This window comes from Pseudomonas sp. Ant30-3, from assembly GCF_000690905.1.
Classification (GTDB): Bacteria; Pseudomonadota; Gammaproteobacteria; order Pseudomonadales; family Pseudomonadaceae; genus Aquipseudomonas.
This window is the reverse complement of the sequence record NZ_JMCL01000031.1, coordinates 1-19997: the sequence shown is the minus strand read 5'-3', so window position 1 is coordinate 19997 and position 19997 is coordinate 1. Positions and strand designations below refer to the sequence as shown.

Annotated in this window: 15 protein-coding genes and 1 pseudogene; 7 read left to right on the top strand and 9 right to left on the bottom strand. The window is 59.5% G+C overall.

The window, feature by feature from the left end:
- The first annotated feature begins 13 nt into the window (after positions 1-13).
- From DU29_RS0108695 to cobA, 6 genes and pseudogenes are all read left to right on the top strand, one after another.
- The gene (locus tag DU29_RS0108695; protein ID WP_028621389.1) at positions 14-589 is read left to right on the top strand and encodes an ANTAR domain-containing response regulator; all 576 of its coding nucleotides are present in this window, start codon (positions 14-16) and stop codon (positions 587-589) included.
- Between the two features lie 331 nt (positions 590-920).
- Entirely contained in the window at positions 921-2132 is a 1212-nt protein-coding gene (locus DU29_RS0108690; protein WP_028621388.1) for a nitrate/nitrite transporter, read from the top strand.
- Between the two features lie 7 nt (positions 2133-2139).
- Entirely contained in the window at positions 2140-3810 is a 1671-nt protein-coding gene (locus DU29_RS0108685) for a bifunctional protein-serine/threonine kinase/phosphatase (protein WP_028621387.1), read from the top strand.
- Between the two features lie 396 nt (positions 3811-4206).
- A pseudogene (locus DU29_RS01000000129705) lies at positions 4207-5415 on the top strand (NAD(P)/FAD-dependent oxidoreductase); the annotation flags it as partial.
- Positions 5416-5474: 59 nt separating this feature from the next.
- The gene (locus DU29_RS0108675; protein ID WP_028621386.1) at positions 5475-8192 is read left to right on the top strand and encodes a nitrate reductase; all 2718 of its coding nucleotides are present in this window, start codon (positions 5475-5477) and stop codon (positions 8190-8192) included.
- Between the two features lie 10 nt (positions 8193-8202).
- Positions 8203-8967 (top strand): uroporphyrinogen-III C-methyltransferase, encoded by a 765-nt coding sequence (gene cobA / locus DU29_RS0108670; protein ID WP_028621385.1) that lies wholly within the window; start codon positions 8203-8205, stop codon positions 8965-8967.
- Between the two features lie 85 nt (positions 8968-9052).
- Here cobA and DU29_RS0108665 read toward each other — a convergent pair whose 3' ends face one another.
- The 8 genes from DU29_RS0108665 to ppsA form a co-directional block, all read right to left on the bottom strand.
- The gene (locus DU29_RS0108665) at positions 9053-10087 is read right to left on the bottom strand and encodes an OmpA family protein (RefSeq protein ID WP_028621384.1); all 1035 of its coding nucleotides are present in this window, start codon (positions 10085-10087) and stop codon (positions 9053-9055) included.
- Positions 10088-10194: 107 nt separating this feature from the next.
- On the bottom strand, positions 10195-10785 hold the full coding sequence (sigX, locus tag DU29_RS0108660) for an RNA polymerase sigma factor SigX (RefSeq protein WP_028621383.1): 591 nt from the start codon (positions 10783-10785) through the stop codon (positions 10195-10197).
- 85 nt (positions 10786-10870) lie between these two features.
- Entirely contained in the window at positions 10871-11695 is an 825-nt protein-coding gene (locus tag DU29_RS0108655) for a mechanosensitive ion channel family protein (RefSeq protein ID WP_028621382.1), read from the bottom strand.
- Between the two features lie 2 nt (positions 11696-11697).
- Positions 11698-11946, bottom strand: coding sequence for a hypothetical protein (locus DU29_RS0108650; RefSeq protein ID WP_028621381.1), 249 nt, complete (start codon positions 11944-11946; stop codon positions 11698-11700).
- A gap of 63 nt (positions 11947-12009) precedes the next feature.
- Positions 12010-13005: a zinc transporter ZntB gene (locus DU29_RS0108645; RefSeq protein ID WP_028621380.1), complete on the bottom strand. Its 996-nt coding sequence runs from the start codon at positions 13003-13005 to the stop codon at positions 12010-12012.
- A gap of 25 nt (positions 13006-13030) precedes the next feature.
- Positions 13031-13522: a ribonuclease E activity regulator RraA gene (rraA, locus tag DU29_RS0108640; RefSeq protein ID WP_028621379.1), complete on the bottom strand. Its 492-nt coding sequence runs from the start codon at positions 13520-13522 to the stop codon at positions 13031-13033.
- A gap of 114 nt (positions 13523-13636) precedes the next feature.
- A complete protein-coding gene (locus DU29_RS0108635; protein ID WP_028621378.1) occupies positions 13637-14632 on the bottom strand; it encodes an alpha/beta fold hydrolase in 996 nt (331 codons plus the stop codon).
- 203 nt (positions 14633-14835) lie between these two features.
- On the bottom strand, positions 14836-17211 hold the full coding sequence (ppsA, locus tag DU29_RS0108630; RefSeq protein WP_028621377.1) for a phosphoenolpyruvate synthase: 2376 nt from the start codon (positions 17209-17211) through the stop codon (positions 14836-14838).
- Between the two features lie 175 nt (positions 17212-17386).
- Between ppsA and ppsR the strand changes: the two genes are divergently transcribed.
- On the top strand, positions 17387-18205 hold the full coding sequence (gene ppsR, locus DU29_RS0108625; protein ID WP_028621376.1) for a posphoenolpyruvate synthetase regulatory kinase/phosphorylase PpsR: 819 nt from the start codon (positions 17387-17389) through the stop codon (positions 18203-18205).
- A 121-nt stretch (positions 18206-18326) separates the two neighbouring features.
- On the opposite strand, the gene prpD is transcribed toward ppsR, so the two are convergent.
- The gene (gene prpD / locus DU29_RS0108620) at positions 18327-19811 is read right to left on the bottom strand and encodes a 2-methylcitrate dehydratase (RefSeq protein ID WP_028621375.1); all 1485 of its coding nucleotides are present in this window, start codon (positions 19809-19811) and stop codon (positions 18327-18329) included.
- Between the last annotated feature and the right edge of the window lie 186 nt (positions 19812-19997).

Here is a 19997-nt window from a genome sequence, read left to right as displayed (position 1 = left end):
GGAGATTGCGAACATGCTGCGTATCCTGCTGATCAACGACACTGCGAAAAAAGTCGGGCGCCTGAAAGCGGCGCTGATGGAAGCCGGGTTCGAGGTGATCGACGAGTCCGGCCTGACCATCGACCTGCCCGCGCGCGTCGAAACGGTGCGCCCGGACGTGATTCTGATCGATACCGAGTCACCGAGCCGGGACGTGATGGAGCAAGTGGTGTTGGTTTCCCGCGACCAACCGCGGCCGATCGTAATGTTTACCGACGAGCACGACCCGAATGTGATGCGCCAGGCGATCAAGGCCGGGGTCAGTGCCTACATCGTCGAGGGTATTCACGCACAACGTTTACAGCCGATTCTCGACGTCGCCATGGCACGCTTCGAAAGCGACCAGGCTTTGCGTGCGCAACTGCATGCCCGCGACCAGCAACTGGCCGAGCGCAAGCGCATCGAACTGGCCAAGGGCATGCTGATGAAGATGAAAGCGTGCAATGAAGAAGAGGCCTACACCCTGATGCGCCGTCAGGCGATGAGTCGCCAGCAGAAGCTGATTCAGGTGGCGGAGCAAATTATTGCGATGAGCGAGTTGCTGGGCTGAAGCCCTGTGGCGTCTGCAACGGCCCTTTCGCGAGCAAGCCCGCTCCCACCCTTGGAATGCATTTCAAATGTGGGAGCGGGCTTGCTCGCGAAGGACACGACTCGGTTCCAGACTGTTGGCACAAATCTCGCTATGTAATCACCACAGGTAACCAACGGCGGTTGCCCCACCCACGACAAAGACGTCGCTCACCTGGTTTGCCTCACCGCGAATCGGGTGGCGGCGTTTTTTTGTTTTGGCCCCGCGACACGGGGTCGGTGGTGCGGCCGTGCGGGCGCCCCACTCGCAAGCTCATGACTCTTTTCGAGACGACCAACCGCTGAGGTGCGCGATGAATTCAAGCTTCTGGAAATCCGGCCATACCCCGACCCTGTTCGCGGCCTTTCTGTATTTCGACCTGAGTTTCATGGTCTGGTATCTGCTGGGCCCGATGGCGGTGCAGATCGCCGCCGACTTGCAGTTGACCACCCAACAACGCGGCCTGATGGTCGCCACGCCGATTCTGGCCGGCGCCATACTGCGCTTCATCATGGGCATGCTCGCTGATCGCCTGTCGCCGAAAACCGCCGGGCTGATCGGCCAGGTGATTGTCATCTGCGCCCTGTTCGTCGCCTGGATGCACGGCATTCACAGCTACGAACAAGCGCTGCTGCTGGGGCTGTTCCTCGGCATGGCTGGTGCGTCCTTCGCCGTCGCCTTGCCGCTGGCCTCGCAATGGTATCCGCCGCAGCATCAGGGCAAAGCCATGGGCATCGCCGGTGCCGGCAATTCCGGGACGGTGCTTGCTGCGCTGATCGCCCCGGTACTGGCGGCCGCGTTTGGCTGGAGCAACGTGTTCGGCTTTGCGCTGATCCCGCTGATCGTGACGCTCATCGTCTTCGCCTGGCTGGCCAAAAACGCTCCCGAGCGGCCGAAAGCCAAGTCAGTCGCCGACTATTTCAAAGCCTTGGGCGACCGAGACAGCTGGTGGTTCATGTTTTTCTACAGCGTCACTTTCGGCGGTTTCATCGGCCTGGCCAGCGCCCTGCCCGGCTACTTCAACGATCAATACGGGCTGAGCCCGGTCACCGCCGGTTACTACACCGCCGCCTGCGTGTTTGGCGGCAGTCTGATGCGCCCCTTGGGCGGCGCGTTGGCCGACCGCTTCGGCGGCATCCGCACCCTGTTGGCGATGTACACCGTAGCGGCGATCTGCATTGCTGCCGTCGGTTTCAACCTGCCGAGTTCCTACGCGGCACTGGCCCTTTTCGTCTGCACCATGCTGGGTTTGGGTGCGGGTAACGGGGCGGTTTTCCAGTTGGTCCCGCAGCGCTTTCGTCGAGAGATCGGCGTGATGACCGGCCTGATCGGCATGGCCGGCGGCATCGGCGGTTTCGCACTGGCCGCAGGCATGGGCGCGATCAAGCAGAGCACCGGCAGTTATCAACTGGCGTTGTGGTTGTTCGCCAGCCTCGGCGTGCTTGCCTGGTTCGGTCTGCACGGTGTGAAACGTCGCTGGAGAACCACTTGGGGCTCGGCCGCCGTGACGGCGGCGCGGGTCTGAACACTGAATGAGCCTGCAACTGAGTTTCGCCGAAGCCAGCGCCACCGGGCCGCGCGAGGAAAATCAGGACGCCTTGCGCCTGGTGACACCCGCGCCGGCGCTGGCAGCGAGCAAAGGTTACCTGTTCGCCATCGCCGACGGCGTCAGCCAGTGTGCAGATGGCGGCCTCGCCGCGCGTTCGACCCTGCAGGCACTGGCGCTGGATTATTACGCCACCCCGGAAACCTGGGGTGTCGCGCAGGCACTGGACCGCTTGCTGCTCGCGCAGAATCGCTGGTTGCAAGCCAACGGCGGTGGCCAACCGCTGCTGACCACGGTCAGCGCTTTGGTGATGCGCGGCAGGCGGTTTACCTTGGCCCACGTCGGCGACTGCAGGGTTTATCGCTGGCACGCTGACCAGTTGCAACGCATCAGCGAAGATCACGTCTGGGATCAACCGGGCATGCAGCACGTGCTGAAACGCGCGCTGGGACTGGATCAACACGTGGTGCTGGATTTTCTCGACGGCGAGTTGCGTGTTGATGAAAGTTTTGTCCTGCTCAGCGATGGCATCTGGGCTGTTTTGGGGGATACGGCTATTGCGGCTATTCTGCGCGACCAGCCGGATTTATCCAGCGCCGCCCAGACGCTGGTCAGCGCGGCGCACCTGGCCGGCAGTCAAGACAACGCCAGCGCGATGTTGGTGCGGGTCGACGCGCTTGGCGAAACCAGCATTGGCGATGCGCTTATTCATCTGCAGCAATGGCCGCTGCCCCCCACGCTGAAACCGGGCCAGATGTTCGAAGGCTGGCAGATTGACGGGGTTCTTGCGCAGAGCCAGCAATCGCTGCTTTATCGAGTGCGCGATACGCAACAGCAATCCTGGTTATTGAAGACGTTACCGGCGGCACTACATGACGATCATCTGGCCGGGCAGGCGTTGCTGTCTGAGGAATGGTTTCTCAAACGCGTGGCCGGGCGGCATTTTCCGGAGGTGCATGCGGCCAGTCAGCGTCAGCATTTGTACTACGTGATGCGCGAATATTCCGGTTCCACCCTCGCGCAGTTGCACGCGCAGGCGGGGCCGTTGCCTTTGGCGCAATGGCAGGACCTGGCTGAGCGCTTGCTGCGGGCGCTGGGCATGCTGCATCGCCGGCAAATTTTGCATCGCGACATCAAACCGGAAAACCTGCTGCTGGGGGACGACGGTGAGTTGCGCCTGCTGGATTTCGGTCTCGCCTACTGCCCCGGCTTGTCCGAAGACCAGGCCTGCGCCCTGCCCGGCACCCCCAGCTACATTGCGCCAGAGGCTTTTCGTGGTGATGCGCCGACTGCGCAGCAGGATTTGTATGCGGTCGGCGTGACCCTGTATTTCCTGCTCACCGGGCATTACCCCTATGGTGAAATCGAAGCTTTTCAGCGTCCGCGATTTGGCCTGCCGGTGAGTCCTGGTCGCTATCGGCCGGATCTGCCGGAATGGCTGGCGCAAAGCCTGGAGCGCGCGGTTGCGGCGGAACCCGCAGGGCGATTTGAAACGGCGGAAGAATGGTTGCTGCTGCTGGAACAGGGCGAGCGTCGCAGTTTGAGTGTGCGCCCGCGACCGTTGCTGGAGCGCGAGCCGTTGAAGGTCTGGCGGACCATGGCACTGGTTTCGCTGGTGGTGAATCTGGTGTTGCTGGTGTTGGTTTTTCGTGGCTGAAAGATCTCAGCCTCGTTGCACTCGACAGCTCCTACAGGCCAGCGCCTACAAGCGAATCACGTTTCCCCGTAGGAGCTGTCGAGTGCAACGAGGCTGCGATCTTTTGCCTCAAAACGGGCACTTCGCCTTAATTCGGTGCAGCAAAGCCCTCCTTCACTCAAGCAATACCCGCAGATCCGCCGGGCCGCACAACTTGGCACAACCACTGCATTACCCATCCCATCACACATAAAGCCCAGCCTTCAACGATGAAGGGTGCGCTGCCCGAGAGAACGGGACCAGGACAAAGGTGTCCTCGCTAGGCAACTAGCGGGACGCCTTTTTTTGTTTGCGCGAAATATGTCGAGCACGACCTGAGCGCCTGATGAGGCCAGTGCGGACTCCCCGGAGAACCTGATGAAAAAATTGAAACTGGTGATGATCGGCAACGGCATGGCCGGGACTCGTACCCTGGAAGAGCTGCTCAAATTGAGCGACGAGCTGTACGACATCACGGTCTTCGGCGCTGAACCGCATGCCAACTACAACCGTATCCTGCTGTCACCCGTGCTGGCCGGCGAGCAAACGTTCGAGGAGATCGTGCTCAACGACCTCGACTGGTACTCCAGGAACAACATCACGCTGCTGCTCAACCGCAACGTGGTGGAAATCGACCGGATCAAACGCCGGGTCATCGCCGACGACGGCACCGAGGCCGAATACGATCGCCTGCTGATCGCCACCGGTTCGACGCCTTTCATCCTGCCGATCCCCGGCAACACCCTGCAGGGCGTGATCGGCTACCGCGATATTGCCGACACCCAGACGATGATCAACACCGCGAAAACGCATCAACACGCGGTGGTCATCGGCGGCGGGCTGCTAGGCCTGGAGGCGGCCAACGGACTGATGCTGCGCGGCATGCACGTCACGGTGGTGCACATCGGCGAATGGCTGCTCGAGCGACAACTCGATAAAACCAGCGGCCAATTGCTGCAAGCCGCCCTGGAAGCCCGGGGCCTGCAGTTTCGCCTGCGTGAACAGACGCTGGCCCTGCACGATGCCGGCAACGGGCGGGTTGGCTCGATTGAGTTCAAGAACGGCGACATCCTTCCCGCCGACCTGGTGGTGATGGCTGCCGGCATCCGTCCGCGCACCGAACTCGCGGAAAAATCCGGCCTGCCGTGCACTCGGGGGATTCTGGTCAACGACACGATGCAAACCTACGACCCACGGATTTACGCAATCGGCGAATGCGCCAGTCACCGTGGCATCGCCTATGGCTTGGTCGCGCCGCTGTTCGAACAGGCCAAGGTGTGCGCCAACCACCTGGCTCAATTGGGATTTGCCACTTACAAGGGCTCGGTGACCTCGACCAAACTAAAGGTTACCGGCATCGACCTGTTCTCCGCCGGCGACTTCATGGGCGGCGAAGGCACCGAGACCATCACCCTCTGCGACCCGATCAGTGGGGTTTATAAAAAACTGGTGATCAAGGATGACGTATTGGTTGGCGCCTGCCTGTATGGCGATACCGCTGATGGCGGCTGGTATCTCCAGAAAATTCGCGAGAACCACGGCATCGGGCCTATTCGCGATCACTTGATGTTTGGCGCCCAATCGATCGTCGCGACCGTTGACGAGGACGATGACCTGGCGCCCGTTCCCCTGCAGGAAGCCAGCTGATGAACCGTCAGATCACGGCCTCGACGTGCTGTTACTGCGGCGTCGGCTGCGGCGTGCTGATCGAACATGACGGCGAGCGCATCCTCGGCGTCAGCGGCGATCCGGCGCACCCGGCCAATTTCGGCAAACTGTGCAGCAAAGGTTCGACCCTGCACCTGACCGGCGACCTCACCGCCCGCGCTCTATACCCCGAATTGCGCCTGGGCAAAGGCCTCGCGCGCAGCCGCACCGACTGGGACACCGCGCTCGATCACGCCGCCAATGTCTTTGCCGAGACCGTCGCCGAGCACGGGCCGGACAGCGTGGCTTTTTACATCTCCGGCCAGTTGCTCACCGAAGATTATTACGCCTTCAACAAACTGGCGCGGGCCCTGGTGGGCACTAACAACATCGACAGCAATTCGCGGCTGTGCATGTCGTCTGCAGTGGTCGGTTACAAACGCAGCCTGGGCGCTGATGCACCGCCGTGCAGCTACGAAGACCTGGAACTGAGCGACTGTGTGATGATCGTCGGCAGCAACATGGCCTACGCCCACCCGGTCTTGTTCCGACGCCTGGAGGAAGCGAAATCCCGTCGGCCGCAGATGAAAGTCATCGTCATTGACCCGCGTCGCACCGACACCTGCGACCTGGCGGACTTGCACCTGGCCATCCTGCCTGGCACCGATGTAGCCTTGTTCCATGGGATTGTGCATCTGTTGCTGAAGGAAGAGTGGATTGACCGCGAGTTCATCGAAGCACACACCGACGGGCTGGAGGAACTTGAGGCGTTGGTGCGCGATTACACGCCACAGAGCGTGTCGGAGCTATGCGGGATCAGTCCCGCGCAACTGCGCCAGTGCGCCGAATGGGTGGGCACTTCGCCGAGCTTCCTGTCGCTGTGGTGCATGGGCCTGAACCAATCGACGGCGGGCAGCGCAAAAAACAGCGCCTTGATCAACCTGCACCTGGTCACCGGGCAAATCGGCCGTCCCGGTGCCGGACCTTTCTCTCTGACCGGTCAGCCGAATGCCATGGGCGGCCGGGAAACCGGCAGTTTGTCCAACCTGCTGCCGGGCCATCGCGAAGCGGCCAACGCTGAACATCGCGCTGAAGTAGCGGCTTACTGGGGCGTCGAACAACTTCCGGCAAGTACGGGGCTGACCGCCATCGAGCTGTTCGAGCAGGTGCGCAGCGGCAAAATCAAGGCACTGTGGATCGCCTGCACTAACCCTGCGCAATCGCTGCCTGATCAAAATGCCGTGCGCGCGGCATTGCAGGCCTGCCCTTTTGTGGTTTTGCAGGAAGCTTTCCGCACTACAGAAACGGCCGCCTTTGCAGATCTGCTGCTACCGGCCGCGAGCTGGGGTGAAAAGGAAGGCACGGTGACTAACTCCGAGCGGCGGATTTCCCACGTGCGGCAAGCGGTAGTCGCACCGGGTGAAGCCCGTCCGGACTGGTCGATTACCGTGGATTTCGCCCAACGCCTGGAGAAGCGTCTGCGTCCAGGCCAAACCAGCCTGTTTGCCTTCAAGTCACCCGCGCAGATTTTTGATGAATACAAACTGCTGACCCGCGGCCGCGACCTGGACCTGTCGGGCATCAGCCATGAGCTGATCGACCAACTCGGTCCTCAGCAATGGCCCTTCCCCTCAGGCGCGACGCACGGCACGGCACGGCTGTATCTGGATGGGGTTTTCCCCACCGCCAACGGCCGCGCGCGGTTCATTGCCGATCCTTACCTCGCGGCCAAAGAGCAACGGGATGCAGAGTTTCCGCTGACCTTGCTGACCGGGCGTCTGCGCGACCAGTGGCATGGCATGAGCCGAACCGGCACGGCCGCGCAATCATTCGGTCACGTCAGCGAAGCGCAGTTGAGCCTGCACCCGGATGAGCTAGGTCGGCATTCCCTGCAATCGGGCGATCTGGTCAGCCTTCAAAGTCGTCGAGGTTCGCTGATTGTTGCCGTCGCCAGTGACGACAGCCTGCGCCCCGGGCAGGCCTTCCTGCCCATGCATTGGGGCGACCGCTTCCTCAAGGGCGGTGTCAATACAATCACTCAACCGGCGTTCGACCCCTTGTCGAAACAGCCGGAGTTGAAATACAGCGGCGTGCGTCTCGAACCGGCGAATTTGCCATGGACGCTCTTCGCTCTGGTCGAAGGTGATGTTCAACAGCATTTTGAGACGCTACGACCGCTGTGCGAGGCGTTTTCCTACGTCAGCCTCAGCTTGGCAGGTCGAGAACGGCCAGCACTGCTCATACGCGCCGCCAGCCTTGCCGTGCCGGAGCCTGCCGTGCTGCACGCTATCGACCAGTGCCTGGGCCTGAGCGAAGGACCGGTGCTGACCTATGACGACCCGGGACGTTCGATTGGTAAACGCGTACGCATCGAAAACGGCCGGATCACCGCGATTCGTCTCGCGGGTGAAACCCTTGCCCAACATTGGCTGCAAAACCTCTGGCTCGAAGGTCGCGCGGACCAGGAGTTGCGGCGCTGGTTGCTGGCGCCGCTGAGCGCACCGCCGGGCAACGCCAGCATGCCGGCGGCGGGCAGCAAAATTCTTTGCAACTGCATGAACGTCAGCCAGGGCGCCATCTGCACCGGTATCAGCAGCGGTCTGGATTTACCGGGTTTAAAACAAAAATTGGGCTGTGGCACGCAATGCGGTTCCTGCGTTCCGGAAATCAAGCGCCTGCTGGCTGCCGCTGCGCAGCCGCTCGCCATCATCTCCTGAGGAAAACACTATGAATGCAAAAGTCTGGCTGGTGGGTGCAGGCCCCGGCGACCCGGAACTGTTGACCCTCAAGGCTGTTCGGGCACTGAACGAAGCGGCTGTGGTGTTGATCGACGATCTGGTGAACGGGGCGGTGCTTGAGCATTGTCCGCACGCGCGGATCATTCCGGTTGGCAAGCGCGGAGGATGCCGCTCGACGCCACAGGCGTTTATTCACCGGCTGATGTTGCGCTATGCCCGCCAAGGCAAATGCGTGGTGCGGCTCAAGGGTGGCGATCCATGCATTTTCGGTCGGGGCGGTGAAGAGGCGCAGTGGTTGCGGGAACAGGGAATCGAGGTCGAACTGGTCAACGGCATAACTGCCGGTCTTGCGGGAGCGACGCAGTGCGGCATTCCCCTGACTTTGCGTGGTGTGGCACGCGGCGTGACGCTGGTGACGGCGCACACGCAGGATGACAGCAGCCTGAACTGGCAAGCGCTGGCGCAAAGCGGCACGACCTTGGTGATTTACATGGGCGTAGCGAAGTTGAGCGAGATCCGCGAACAGTTGCTGGCCGGAGGCCTGGCTGCGGATACGCCGGTGGCGATGATTGAAAATGCATCCTTGCCGCATCAACGGGAATGTCGGAGCAACCTCACAGCAATGCAGGAAGATGCCTACATCTTTGTATTGAAGAGCCCGGCTATTCTTGTGATCGGTGAAGTGGCGGCGTACGGAGTACAGAGCGAATGGCAGCAAAACTTGCCCGCGATAACGGCAGACCAGTCAGCTTGAATGTTGCTGATTTCCCTTTCCCCAGGCAAATCGCAGACAAAGAAAAGCCCGGCCTGAGCCGGGCTTTCCTCAGAGCTGCGGCTAATTACTTAGCGTTAGCTTCAACCTGCGCTTCTACGCGACGGTTTACAGCGCGGCCAGCGTCAGTAGCGTTGTCAGCAACTGGGCGGGATTCGCCGTAGCCAACAGACTGAACGCGGGACGATTCAACACCGTACTGGTTGGTCAGAACTTGCTTAACGGCGTTTGCACGACGCTCGGACAGTTTCTGGTTGTAAGCGTCAGGACCGACGGAGTCAGTGTGACCTTCAACAGTAGTGCTGGTGGCTGGGTACTGCTTCATGAAGTCAGCCAGGTTCTTGATGTCGCCGTAGCTGTCGGTCTTAACAACAGATTTGTCGAAATCGAACTTAACGTCCAGCTCTACACGAACAACTTCAGCAACTGCTGGGCAGCCATCAGCGTCAACAGTTACGTTGGCTGGGGTGTCCGGGCACTTGTCAACGTTGTCGCAAACGCCGTCGTTGTCGCTGTCGGAGCAGACTTCAGCCGGTGCTGGAACTGGAGCAGCAGCAGGCTTGGAGCCGCCACCGAAGTTCACACCGATACCAACGCTAGGAGCCCACTCAGTGTCGCCCTGGTCGATATTGTACTGAGCTTCAACGCCGGCACGGGCGTAGAAGTTGTCAGTGAAGTACAGCTTGGCACCGCCGCCAACGTTGGCGAAGGTGGAACGGTTGCGGCCGTTGCTGCCATTCTGGTCGATGCTCTGGTCCGAGAAACCGGCCGAGACGTAAGGACGCAGCATGTCACCTGGGTTATTGAAGTGGTACAGAGCGTCCAGAGCGGTGTTAGCGCCTTTAACGTTCGTCCCGTCTTCAGTGCGCGCGTTGTGCACTTCGTCGTAGGCCAGACGCAGTTCAACGTCGTCGGTCAGGAAGTAACCGATCGAGCCGCCGAACAGGTTGCCGTTGTTTTTGAAGTCGCGAGCGCTGTCGAACATTTCTTTCTTAGCGAAGCCTTCGATTTCAACTGCGCCTTGGCCTTGTGCCAGAGCGCCGAACGAAGTGGCCGCAATAAGAGAACCAATGGCCAAGCCCAAGGTGTTTTTCAGTTTCATCCGTTAAATCCCCATCTGGTGATTGTGAAGCAGTCCCGCAAACCGGGGGACAACTCGGCGGCAAGTCTATCAGAACTTGCCTACACGTAAGAGATATTTGCGTCGAACTAAGTTTCAGCCACGCCTGCAAATTTCTCACGCAATTTATCTAGAGCACGTTTGTAACGCATTTTTGTCGCACTCAAACCCATATGCATGATATCCGCGATCTCCTGAAATTCCAGCTCTGCGACAAATCGTAGCACCAGAATCTCCCTGTCGATCGGGTTTACATACACCAGCCAGCGATCAAGTCCGCCCTTTTCTTCAGGGTTCGGCGCCTTTTCTTCAGACGCTTCCTCAAGCGGGTCCAGACTCAAAGCATCCATCAAGCGACGCTTTCGCCGTTCCTTCCGATACTGAGTGATGCATTCGTTGTACGTGATGCTGTAGAGCCAGGTTTTGAACTTCGATTTCCCCTCGAAGTTCTTCAGGCCATACAACACCTTCAACATCACTTCCTGACAGACATCGTCTGCGTCGCGATCGTTTCCAAGATATCGTGCACAGACGTTAAATAATGTTCGCTGGTAACGCCGCATCAATTCTTCATAGGCGCGCGTTACGTGAAACAGCTCGGTATGCGAGCGCGCGACCAACTCCTCATCAGAGAGCTCGCGGGGGTCGTAGCGCGTAGAGAGCGATTGAGCTTTATTCAAAACAAGTCGGGCCGACAGTCAGGTCAATGTCCGCCGCAACCCTGATGGGCATTTGCGGCGGCATACATTAGCAGGGTTTGCCGGGTTAGCGGCTACTCACATGCTGCTCCAGCAAGATCCGATTAGAGAGAGAGACTAGCTCACCCTCGTCGGTCAGCAGTGTGGTTTTAACCGTGCCGATCTCTTCGATCTGCCCTTCGACCTCGCCAACACGCACTTGTTGCCCAACCTCATACAACTCACGCACATAGATTCCCGCAAGAATCTGACCGGCAATTTCCCGGCTTCCAAGCCCCATGGCCAGCGCAACCGCCAGACCAACGGTAATCAATACGATGACAATCACGTGGTTCAGCAGGTCAGTCTTGACCTCCAACTGGCTGATTGCCACCGAAATACTGATGATAATCACCAGGCCCTGGGCAATTCGCCCCAGCCCTGAAGCGTAGTCCAGCCCTACGCCTTCTGCCGCGCCACGCACCAGCCCGTTGGCCAGTTGCGCCAGCAGCACGCCTACCAGCAACACCAGCGCGGCGCCAAATACTTTCGGCAAATACAGCGCAAGCATGTCAAGCGTAGCCGAGACTCGCTCAAGTCCAAGAGATTCCGCTGCAGAAACCAGGAAAATCAGCAAAACGAACCAGTAGACGATTTTGCCGATCAGCGTCGAAATCGGCACCTGCAGGCCAGCCCGGGACAATAATTTTGTCAGACCGGTGCCGCCCATCAGGCGATCTAGCCCCAGCTTAGCCAGCAACTTGGACAACAGGGTGTCCAGCAGCTTGGCGACCACGAAGCCCAACAGCAGCACAACCAGTGCGCCAAACAGGTTCGGGATGAAATTCGCAATCTTGGTCCACAACGCAGTCATTGCAGTGACGAGGCTCTGAGTCCAGAGATCAAGTTCCATATTCAATCAGCCTTATCAGCGGTGCGAACGGTAGGTTTGCGACGACGGGAAACCGGCGAGACGTGTGCCGATCCGTTATTCAGGGCGATCATCAACGCGGGCAGCCAGCGGCCCAACAGGCTGAACAGGTCGCCAGCGCCGACCTGGCGGTTAGCGGTTTTCAACACACGGCCAAGGCACGCATCATCGTCGCGGGTGGACGGTGAAGCGTTCAGCATGTCGCGTAAAGACTGTTCAAACGGATCGTGCATACGCACCTCTCGTGATGTCTGTGAAAGACGCGGCCAAATTTGCACAGGTCACATGACGCATTGTCAGACCCAACGCAAACGTCGGAATAACCACCACTGCCCGAGCGCCACGGAGGCCACCAGCAGGCAGGCAATCATGAAACCATAAGGGCTTTCGGAGAAGGGAATTCCTCCCACGTTGATCCCCAACAAACCGGTCAGAAAACTCATCGGCAAAAAGATCCCGGTGATGATCCCGAAGCGATACATCGTGCGGTTCATGCGCACGCTCAAGCGTCTGTCTTCGGCCTCGAGGACCAGCCCCACCCGCTCGCGGGTCAACTCCAGCTCTTCCAGATAGCGGGTAAGACTGTTGTTCAATTCGTTCCAGTAATCGCCGTCATCTTCGACGAACCAAGGCAGTTTCAAACGCGTCAGTTGGCCGAAAATTTCCCGTTGCGGCGCCAGGAATCGCTTCAGCGCAGCGGCCCGCCGGCGGATCTGCAAAATGGCACCATGCTCGGGTGTATACCGTTCGTCGGCATCCAGTTTTTCTTCCTCTTCATCGACCACTTCCGAGAGACAACTGACCAGATCCTGCACCTTGTTGGTGAGGTACTGCGCCATATAAAGGATGAGCTCGGATGCGGTTTTTGGCCCCTTGCCTTCAGCCAGCTGCATCAGCAATTCGTCGGTGGCGCGCAACGGTCGCAGCCGCAGGGAAATAACCCGCTGTGCCGCCGCGAAAATGCGCACCGAGACCATGTCTTCCGGCTCTGCCCCGGGGTTGAGGTTGACCCCGCGCAAGAACAGCAACAGTTCGGAATCCGGCAGCGCGAGCAGGCGCGGCCGGGTGTTTTCTTCGAGCAGCAGGTCGCAACTGAATTCGCTCAGCCCGCTGGATTTGCGCAGCCAGGTCTGAGTTTGCGGGTGACTGCGATCCCAGTGCAGCCACAGACTTTCATGCGCCTGCAGCTGCAATTCGTCGAGTTCTGTCCGGGCTATCGAACGCGCACCGCCTTTACCATCCAGCACCAGGGCATGCACCAGCCCCCACTGCGCGTTGTCTTCCTCGAACATCCTCACCCCTTGATTGATTCGCGATTTATTCAGGCATTTTCAGCGGACTTGGCGAAATGATCACGCCATTGTTGTCCGCGTAAACGTAGTGACCCGGATGGAAGGTCACGCCCGCGAAGGTGACAGCCACGTTGAGGTCACCGATGCCGCGCTTGTCGGTCTTCATCGGATGACTGGCCAGGGCCTGAACGCCAAGATCAGTCTGTGCGATGACGTCCACGTCGCGAATGCAGCCGTAGATCACCAGACCCTCCCAGCCGTTTTTCGCGGCTTTCTCGGCCAGCATGTCACCCAGCAGCGCCCGCCGCAGCGAGCCGCCGCCATCGACTACCAGCACTTTTCCTTTACCGTCCAGCTCGACCTGTTCCTTGACCAGCGAGTTGTCTTCGAAGCATTTGATGGTCACGATTTCACCGCCGAAGGAATCGTGGCCGCCGAAATTGCTGAACATCGGTTCCAGCACCTGCACCAGCTCCGGATAGGCGTCGCACAGGTCAGGCGTAAGGTAATGGTTCATCGAAAAACTCCTGTAGAAAAGAAGACGTCGAGGATGTCGCAATGTGACCGGAAAAGCGTAATGCGTCATAGCTTAGCCGTAAGCCGATCAGAGCGGAATGCCCTTGATAGAGCGTCAGCCTCCGACCACTGCGGCCAGAACCGGGGTATCACCGAGCAAAGGCGTCTGTTGATCGCCCAGCCACTGAGCCACCAACGGCCAGACTTCGAGTTGCGCCGCTTTGCTGACGAGCATCTCGACGTGGCCGAAATTATCGCCAAAGCCATTCTCGCGGCTCAGGTTGATAAATTGCTTGTGCTCTGAACCCAACTGATCGAACAGTTTCTGACACGCCCATGCCGGATCCTGGTGATCACCTGCCGCGCTCACGGCCAGCACCGGTAATTTCACCTCGGCCAACCCCGCCCACCAGTCCTTGTCAGCGTCGCCAAAACGTCCGAACAGGCCATACCAGCGCATGCTCTCCAGGGCCAGACCGATCGGCTCGTCCTCTGGCCCGCGCTTGAGCCGCGAACCGGACAGCTGCGCGAAACGTTTGAGGATGAAGCGACCGCCCCACTCCACCGGTGGAATTTTCAACGGCCAGTATGTGCGGCTGACTTGCGTGCCGAAGAACGCGGCTGACGCCACCACCGGCTCACCGATGTATTCGCCGCCCAGCGCCGCCGCCAGAGTAATGCCCCCCAGCGAATGGCCGACCCAGTGCGGGACCTGGCCGCTCTGCTCACGAACGAAGGCGCCGATCGCTGGCAAATCATAACGGGCGTAGTCGGCGACGCGGTTTCTGCGGTAGTGGTGGTTGCGCCGGGAAAGGCCATGACCGCGCATTTCGGGAATCCACACATCGAATCCCAGGCGGGCCAGGTAAGCGCCCAGGCCCAAGCCTTTCGGCGAAAACCAGAAGCGCCGATTGGAAAAACTGCCGTGCAACAGAATCACCGGTACGCCACGCACGGCCGGTTCATCGGCCAGGCCAAGGCGCGTGACGGCCAGCTCGACAGTTGCGTCGGGGCTGTTGCCGGGTTTCAAACGATAAACGTCTTCGCTCAGATCGCCGCGCCGCTCGGCGCTGATCAGGGCGACAGGAAACAGGTTGCTGCTGCTTTGCATAATGCTCTTGCACAAAAAAGGGCGGCTTCCAGAGGAGCCCGCCCTGATTGAATCAAAAAAACGGCCGCCGCTGACTTCATGTCCATCCCTGTAGGAGCCGGCTTGCTGGCGATGCAGGCACCGAGGTCTGTCAGGGAACCGTGGTGATGCAATCGCCAGCAAGCCGGCTCCTACAAAGGCATTTGAGCGGCCGTTTTACACCATCAAGCCGGCGCTTGACCTTCAGCCAGGAAGAACCAGGTTTCCAGCACGGAATCGGGGTTCAACGAAACGCTTTCGATGCCCTGCTCCATCAGCCATTTGGCCAGATCCGGGTGATCCGAAGGGCCCTGACCACAGATGCCGATGTACTTGCCGGCCTTGTTGCACGCGGCGATGGCGTTGGCCAACAGCTTTTTGACTGCAGGATTACGCTCGTCGAACAGGTGCGCGATGATCCCGGAGTCACGGTCCAGGCCCAGCGTCAGCTGAGTCAGGTCGTTGGAGCCGATGGAGAAGCCGTCGAAGAACTCGAGGAACTCCTCAGCCAGGATCGCGTTGGACGGCAGTTCGCACATCATGATCACGCGCAGACCGTTGTCACCCCGCGCCAGACCGTTTTCAGCCAGCAGATCGACAACCTGGCTCGCTTCGCCGAGGGTACGGACGAACGGCACCATGATTTCGACGTTGGTCAGGCCCATCTCGTTGCGCACGCGCTTGAGGGCGCGGCATTCGAGTTCGAAGCAGTCACGGAACGCTTCGCTGATGTAACGCGAGGCGCCACGGAAGCCCAGCATCGGGTTTTCTTCTTCCGGTTCATATAGCTTGCCGCCGATCAGGTTCGCGTATTCGTTGGACTTGAAGTCCGACAGGCGCACGATGACCTTTTTCGGGTAGAACGCTGCAGCCAGGGTGCTGATGCCTTCAACCAGTTTCTCGACATAGAAGCCGACCGGATCATCGTAACCGGCGATGCGTTTGTCGACGCTGTCCTTGATGTCTTGCGGCAGACCGTCATAGTTCAGCAATGCCTTGGGGTGCACGCCGATCATACGGTTGATGATGAATTCCAGACGGGCCAGGCCCACGCCGGCATTCGGCAGCTGCGCAAAGTCGAAGGCGCGGTCCGGGTTACCGACGTTCATCATGATCTTGAACGGCAGATCCGGCATGGCATCCACGGAGTTCTTCTTGATGTCGAAGCCCAGTTCGCCTTCGAAAATGTAGCCGGTGTCGCCTTCTGCACAGGACACGGTCACGCCCTGGCCGTCTTTCAACAACTGGGTGGCGTTGCCGCAACCGACCACGGCCGGGATGCCCAGTTCGCGAGCGATGATCGCCGCGTGGCAGGTGCGCCCGCCCCGGTTGGTGACGATGGCACTGGCGCGCTTCATGACCGGTTCCCAGTCCGGGTCGGTCATGTCGGACACCAGCACGTCGCCCGGCTGGACTTTGTCCATCTCGGACACGTCCTTGATGATGCGGACCTTGCCGGCGCCGATGCGCTGGCCGATGGCGCGACCTTCAACCAGCACGGTGCCGGTTTCTTTCAACAGGTAGCGTTCCATGACGTTGGCCGACGTGCGGCTCTTCACGGTTTCAGGACGCGCCTGAACGATGTAGAGCTTGCCGTCGTCGCCGTCTTTGGCCCACTCGATGTCCATCGGGCACCCGTAGTGCTTCTCGATGATCATCGCTTGCTTGGCCAGCTCGCTGACTTCGGCGTCGCTCAGGCAGAAGCGCGCGCGATCAGCCTTGTCGACGTCGATGGTCTTGACCGATTTGCCGGCCGTGGCGACTTCGCCGTAGATCATCTTGATGGCTTTGCTGCCCAGGTTGCGGCGCAAAATGGCTGGACGACCGGCGGCCAGCGTGTGTTTGTGCACGTAGAACTCATCCGGGTTGACCGCACCTTGTACAACGGTTTCGCCCAGGCCGTAAGCGCCGGTGATGAACACCACGTCACGGAAACCCGATTCAGTATCGAGGGTGAACATTACGCCGGCGGTACCCGTTTCGGAGCGGACCATGCGCTGCACGCCCGCCGACAGGGCGACCAGTTTGTGGTCGAAGCCCTGGTGCACGCGGTAGGAAATGGCACGGTCGTTGAACAGTGAAGCGAACACCTCTTTGGCGGCGCGAATAACGTTTTCGACACCCCGGATGTTGAGGAAGGTTTCCTGCTGACCGGCGAAGGAAGCGTCCGGCAAGTCTTCGGCGGTAGCGGAAGAGCGCACGGCCACGGCCATGTCAGGGTTGCCGGCCGACAGCGTGGCAAACGCGGTGCGGATCTCGGCGTTGAGCTTCTCGGGGAATTCCGCTTCCATGATCCACTGACGGATCTGCGCGCCGGTCTTGGCGAGGGCGTTCACATCATCGACGTCCAGGGCGTCGAGGGCGGCGTGGATCTGATCGTTCAGGCCGCTCAGTTCCAGAAAATCACGATATGCCTGAGCTGTCGTGGCAAAGCCACCAGGTACCGATACACCGGCGCCCGCCAGGTTGCTGATCATCTCGCCCAGGGATGCGTTCTTGCCCCCCACGTGCTCAACGTCGTGTTTGCCGAGCTTATCGAGGGAAACTACGTACTCTACCAAGGTGATCTCTCCACTAACTGTGTTGGAAAAGCTCAGAAGCCGGCGCTCTGGAAGAGCATTTGCCAGCTATATGGCCTGGACCTGGAAAATAAGTGAGAATGCGAGCCACTGGCGGCCGGCAAATCGCGCCTATCATATCCAAGAATCTTCATTAGCTTAAAGGCCCAAGGTGCAAATGAAACGATCTGCTTTCTTTATCTCCGATGGCACCGGCATTACTGCCGAAACCCTGGGTCAAAGCCTCCTGGCGCAGTTCGAAAACATTACCTTCAGCAAATTCACGCGGCCGTACATCGACAACGTGGATAAAGCGCGGGCCATGGTACAACAAATCAACAAAGCCGCTGAAACCGACGGCTTCCGGCCGATTATCTTCGACACCATCGTCAATCAGGACATCCGTGAGATCCTGGCAATGTCGAATGGTTTCATGATCGACATTTTCTCGACCTTCCTGGCCCCGCTCGAACAGGAACTCACCGAGCATTCTTCCTATACCGTGGGCAAATCCCACTCTATCGGGACCAACTCCAACTATATGGAGCGTATCGAGGCGGTGAACTTCGCCCTCGATAATGACGACGGCGCCCGCACGCATTATTACGACAAGGCCGACCTGATCCTGGTGGGCGTGTCGCGCTGCGGCAAGACGCCGACCTGTTTGTACATGGCCATGCAGTTCGGCATTCGCGCGGCGAACTATCCGCTGACCGAAGACGACATGGAACGCCTGCAATTGCCGAGCGCCCTGCGCGCCCACCAGCACAAGCTGTTTGGCCTGACGATCGATCCGGACCGCCTTACCGCGATCCGCAACGAGCGCAAGCCCAACAGCCGCTATTCGAGTTACGCGCAGTGCGAATTCGAAGTGCGCGAAGTCGAGAACCTGTTTCGCCGCGAGAACATCCCGCACATCAACTCCACGCATTTTTCGGTGGAAGAGATTTCCGCGAAGATTTTGGTGGAGAAAGGGGTGGAGCGGCGGTTCAAGTAATTCTTCAGTGCCTGTCCGGCCTCATCGCCAGCAGGCTGGCTCCCACAATTAATCTTCGGTGAACAGAAATCGTCGGTGGGAGCTAGCCTGCTGGCGATTGAACGATGACGCGGTATAACTCTTAGATCACAAACAAATCCACAAACCGGTTCACAGGCGTCGCCTCAAGCGCTGCCTGATCCTTGCACAACGCAAAAATCTCCTCACTTCGCTGACCGGTGAATCGTGTGAGCAAGTTCGCCATGAACTTATCCTCCAACAATGGAATGCCTTCAGCACGGCGCCGACGGTGGCCGATCGGATACTCCACCACCACGTTCGCGGTGCTCGTACCGTCCTTGAAAAACACCTGGATCGCATTGGCAATGGAGCGTTTGTCCGGCTCCAAATACTCACGCGTGTACTGGGGGTTTTCGACAATGACCATTTTCTCGCGCAATACATCGATGATCGGATGGGCTGCGTGAAAGTCGTCTTCGTAGTACTCGGCGATCAGGTTACCGAAGGCCAGCGGCACGGCGGCCATGTACTGAATGCAGTGGTCGCGGTCAGCCGCATTGGCCAGCGGACCGACTTTGGAGATGATGCGGATTGCCGACTCGTGGGTGGTGATGACGATTTTGTCGATGTCATGCAGGCGATTCCTCACCTGCGAATGCAAGGTCACTGCCGCTTCACAAGCGGTTTGCGCGTGGAATTCGGCAGGAAAACTGATTTTGAACAGCACGTTTTCCATCACGTAAGTGCCGTACGGCCGGCTGAAGCTGAAGGCACGTTTGTCTTCTGCCTTGAGCGCCAGGTCGTTATTGGTATGACTGAACAACACATCGTAGAAACCCCACTGCCTGGCGGTCAGCACGCCGGGGATGCCCATCTCCCCGCGCATGGCGATGTCTGCCAGGCGCACTCCTCGACTGGTCGCATCGCCCGCCGCCCAGGATTTGCGCGAGCCGGCGTTGGGCGCATGGCGATACGTGCGCAGTGCCTGACCATCGGCGAATGCATGGGACAAAGCGGACAGCAGTTGCTGACGATTGGCGCCCATGAGTTTCGCAGTGACAGCGGTCGAGGCGACTTTGACCAGAATGACGTGATCAAGGCCTACACGGTTGAACGAGTTTTCCAGGGCGATCACGCCTTGAATCTCATGGGCCATGATCATCGCTTCGAGCACCGCGCGAATCGTCAGCGGCGCGTCGCCATTGGCCAGACGCTTTTGCGACAGGTGATCGGCTACCGCGAGAATTCCACCGAGATTGTCCGAGGGATGACCCCATTCGGCAGCCAGCCAGGTGTCGTTGTAGTCGAGCCAACGGACGATGCAGCCGATGTCCCACGCCGCCTTCACCGGATCGAGGCGGTAACTAGTGCCCGGCACCCGCGCGCCGTGCGGGACGACAGTGCCTTCCACGATCGGACCGAGGTGCTTGGTGCATTCGGGAAAGCGCAGCGCCAACAGCCCACAGCCAAGGGTGTCGATCAAGCAGTTGCGTGCGGTGTTCAGCGCTTCCTCAGACTCGACTGTATAAGTGAGAACGTAGTCTGCGATGTCCTGCAGGACCGAGTCGTAGTCGGGGCGGTTGTTCTGGTCGACGTTGGTGCTCATGTTCGATTCACTCGTGAGGTGGTTCGTTGATGGGACCTCGGTTCAGGACTGATTTTTCTTATTGTTGGAATTCGTTCCCTGTAGGAGCCGGCTTGCTGGCGATCCAGGCAACCCGGTGTGTCAGGCAGACCGAGGTGCCTGGATCGCCAGCAAGCCGGCTCCTACAAGAGCGTTGTATGAATCTAG